Below are 3,619 nucleotides of genomic sequence, written 5' to 3'. Positions count from 1 at the left end.
TCCCGCCGGTCGCGCCCAGCTGGTCGCGGGTGGTGACCCCCGTGGCGACGAGGGCCCGGGCGACGGCCGCGAAGTCCTCGAACGCGCGGGGGCGGTTCTCGCGGACGGCGGACTTGTGCCATGAGGGCCCGTACTCGCCCCCACCGCGGATCCCCGCGACCACGTAGACGCCGCCACCGGTGAGCCAGAGCGCCCCCCGCAGCGCCGCGTACGACGGCCGCATGGACACCTCGAAGCCGCCGTAGCCGTAGAGGATGGTGGGCCTGGGCCCGTCGGGGCCGGGGCCACGCATCACGGTGTAGGGCACGCGGGTGCCGTCGTCGCTGACCGCCGTGTGCCGGGTGACCTCGATGCCGGTGGTGTCGAAACGGTCGGGGGTGGACCCGAGCGTCGTGGTGGAGCCGTCCGCGCGCAGCAGCACCAGCGAGGGCGGGACGACCGGACCGGACACAGCGAGGACGGCGTCGTCGGGGTGGGGGCTCTCGTCGTCGTCCACCCCGCCCTGAGACCCGCCCCGACCGGACAGACGGTCGCAGGACAGCACGTCCACCGACACGTGGTCCGGCAGTCCCTCGACGGGACGGGACTCCCAGGCCCCGTCCGCGAAGTCGGGGATCGCGTACGCCTCGAGCCGGGACTCGGTGTCGTCGAGGATCGTCAGCAGGATCCGCCCCCGGCCCCAGGTCACGTCCTCGACCGTGGTGGAGGGGGTGGGGGAGAACAGGACGACGGGCTCGGGCAGCCGCGCGGGGTCGGCGTCGATCGCGGCCCACGGCAGCACCAGGATCGAACCGCCGGCGTGGGTCCGGCCGGCGACCTCGAGGTCGGTGCGCGGGCGCAGCAGCAGCCAGTCCCCGCACGAATCCACCCGGCAGTCCTCGGGGACCGGCAACCGGTGGGGCGCGGTGGTCGCGGGGTCGACCCCCGGGGACCAGAACCACTCCTCGGAGGTGTGGAAGTCGGGGGCGCGACTGGCCGTGTACCGGCCCGAGGTGAGGTCGTACGCGGCGCCCACCGCCACGTCCTCCGACCGCCCGGAGAAGATCACCGGTGTGCTGAGCGGGTCGGTCCCGCGACGCCACAGCCTCGCCAGGCGGGGGTACCCGGAATCGGTGGCGTCCGAGCCGTCGGCGTCCAGCGGCGAGGACAGCAGCAGGGTGTCCCGGTCCACCCAGGACGCCGAGCTCTTGGCCTCGGACAGCCGGAACCCGCCCTCGGACCCCGGGACGAAGCGGCGGGCGGTCAGGTCGAACTCCCGGACCTCCACCGCGTCCGCGCCCCCGCGGGACAGGCGGATGAGCGCCCTGTCGTCCGCGGGGCGCCGGACCACCGTGCCCGAGTAGACCCAGTTGACCCCCTCCTCGGCGGCCAGGGCGTCCACGTCCACCAGGGTCTCCCAGGCCGGGTGGTCGACTCCCGGGGCGCCACGCGAGAGCACGGACCACGGCACCCGTCGCCACAGGCCACGGGGATGGTCGGCGTCCCGCCAGAGGGTGTAGGCGTGGCTGCCGCGCAGGACCGGCCAGGCGATGCGGTCCGAGGCGTCGAGGATCTCCAGGGCCCGGGCGTACGCGGTCTCGGCCTCCGGCCCGGAGGCGAGCTCCGCCGCGGTCCGGTCGCTCCGTTCCCGGACCCACTCGAGGGCGCCGGCGGAGTCGACGTCCTCGAGATGCAGGAACGGGTCGGGCGACGCGGATGAGTTCATGCCCCGATGATGCCGTGTGCGGCCCGTCGGCAACTGAACCGGTGTAAGAAATCCACAGGCTCTTGTTACCGGGGCGTAGCATCAGTACCATCAACGCCATGCAGGGGTCGCCTGACCCGGCCATTCTCGAAGTCTTCGGGAATGCACTCGATAAACGGAGATACACAATGGATTCCCTCACCGACATCCTCAGCACCGGTTCCGGCGAGTCCGGTTCGCTCAGCGGCGGCAGCGCCACCGGCAACATCACCGACATGATCGCCGAGACCATCGGCGACATCGTCGCCTCGGCTCTCAAGTCGGTCCTGGGCAACCTGTCCTGAGCGCACCCCAGTCGGGCACCGTCGCCGCCCCTCCCCCCGGGAGGAGGCGGCGACGCTCATTTCGGGTGGGGTTCCGCGCCGCTCCGCCGCTCGGAGGCCGTCGGGAGCGCTACCCTGTGTGTCGTGGCTGACACTCATTACGACCTCATCGTCCTCGGCGCGGGCCCCGGTGGCTACGTCGCCGCGATCCGCGCCTCGCAGCTCGGCCTCAAGGTGGCCGTGATCGAGGAGAAGTACTGGGGCGGTGTGTGCCTCAACGTCGGGTGCATCCCCTCGAAGGCGCTGCTGCGCAACGCCGAGCTGGCCAACACGGTGCTGCGTGACGCCAAGACGTTCGGGATCTCCGGAGACGTCTCCTTCGACTACGGGGTGGCCCACGACCGGAGCCGCAAGGTCTCGGACAACATCGTCAAGGGTGTCCACTTCCTCATGAAGAAGAACAAGATCACCGAGATCGACGGCTTCGGTACCTTCACCGATGACAAGACGATCGAGGTCGACGGCACCTCGTACACGTTCGACAACTGCATCATCGCCACCGGTTCCGTGGTCAAGACGTTGCCCGGGATCGAGCTGAGCGAGAACGTGGTGGACTACGAGGACCAGATCCTCTCCCGCGAGTTGCCGGACTCCGTCGTGATCGTCGGCGCCGGGGCCATCGGCATGGAGTTCGCCTACGTCATGTCCAACTACGGCGTCGAGGTGACGATCGTCGAGTTCATGGACCGTCTCCTGCCGAACGAGGACGAGGAGGTCTCCAAGGAGATCGCCAAGCACTACAAGAAGCTCGGTGTGAAGGTCCTGACCGGACACAAGACCACCAAGGTCACCGACAACGGCGACTCGGTGGAGGTGGAGGTCGAGAAGAACGGTGAGGAGGGCAAGTCCCAGACCCTGACCGTGGACAAGGTGCTGATGGCCGTGGGGTTCGCGCCCCGGGTCGAGGGCTACGGCCTGGACAAGACCGGCGTCGAGCTCACCGACCGCGGCGCCATCGCCATCGACGACAACATGCGGACCAACGTCAAGGGCATCTACGCCCTCGGGGACGTCACCGCGAAGCTGCAGCTGGCCCACGTGGCCGAGGCGCAGGGAGTCGTGGCGGCCGAGACCATGGCAGGTGCCCAGACGCAGACGCTGGGCGACTACCGGATGATGCCGCGCGCCACGTTCTGCCAGCCGCAGGTGGCCTCGTTCGGGCTGACCGAGGCCCAGGCCCGAGACGAGGGTTACGACGTCAAGGTGGGCAAGTTCCCCTTCTCCGCCAACGGCAAGGCGCACGGGCTCGGCCACGCGGTCGGGTTCGTCAAGGTCGTGGCCGACGGGACGCACGGCGAACTGCTCGGTGCCCACCTCATCGGCCCCGACGTCTCCGAGCTGCTGCCCGAGCTGACCCTGGCGCAGATGTGGGACCTCACCGCCGAGGACGTGGCACGCAACGTGCACACCCACCCGACCCTGTCGGAGGCCATGAAGGAGGCCGTCGAGGGCGTCAGCGGCCACATGATCAACCTGTAGGGGGCGCCGGCCCGGCCCGGGCTCCCGGGCCGCCCTCACCGGGCCGCCCTCACGGGCCGGGGCCTCACAGGGC

At 70.5% G+C, this 3,619-nt stretch carries 3 protein-coding genes; 2 read left to right on the top strand and 1 reads right to left on the bottom strand.

From position 1 onward, the window contains the following. Positions 1-1,705, bottom strand: a 1,705-nt coding sequence (locus tag G6027_RS10580; RefSeq protein WP_241727027.1) for a prolyl oligopeptidase family serine peptidase, incomplete at its 3' end; no start/stop codon positions are given. A gap of 167 nt (positions 1,706-1,872) precedes the next feature. Here G6027_RS10580 and G6027_RS10575 point away from each other — a divergent pair. Both G6027_RS10575 and lpdA read left to right on the top strand, forming a co-directional pair. Next, the gene (locus G6027_RS10575; RefSeq protein WP_182637143.1) at positions 1,873-2,028 is read left to right on the top strand and encodes a hypothetical protein; all 156 of its coding nucleotides are present in this window, start codon (positions 1,873-1,875) and stop codon (positions 2,026-2,028) included. Between the two features lie 123 nt (positions 2,029-2,151). Further along, positions 2,152-3,546 carry a dihydrolipoyl dehydrogenase gene (gene lpdA, locus G6027_RS10570; protein ID WP_179523433.1) on the top strand — a complete coding sequence of 465 codons (1,395 nt, stop codon included), beginning with the start codon at positions 2,152-2,154 and terminating at the stop codon, positions 3,544-3,546. The last annotated feature ends 73 nt before the right edge of the window (positions 3,547-3,619 follow it).

The sequence above is a fragment of the Dietzia sp. SLG310A2-38A2 genome (assembly GCF_014145095.1).
GTDB lineage: Bacteria > Actinomycetota > Actinomycetes > Mycobacteriales > Mycobacteriaceae > Dietzia.
Note: the sequence above shows the minus strand (reverse complement) of the source record. Positions and strands in the feature narration are given on the sequence as shown.

Excerpts from the sequence above, each read along its gene's own strand:
- G6027_RS10575 (WP_182637143.1), top strand. The coding sequence starts at position 1,873 with ATGGATTCCCTCACCGACATCCTCAGCACCGGTTCCGGCGAGTCCGGT.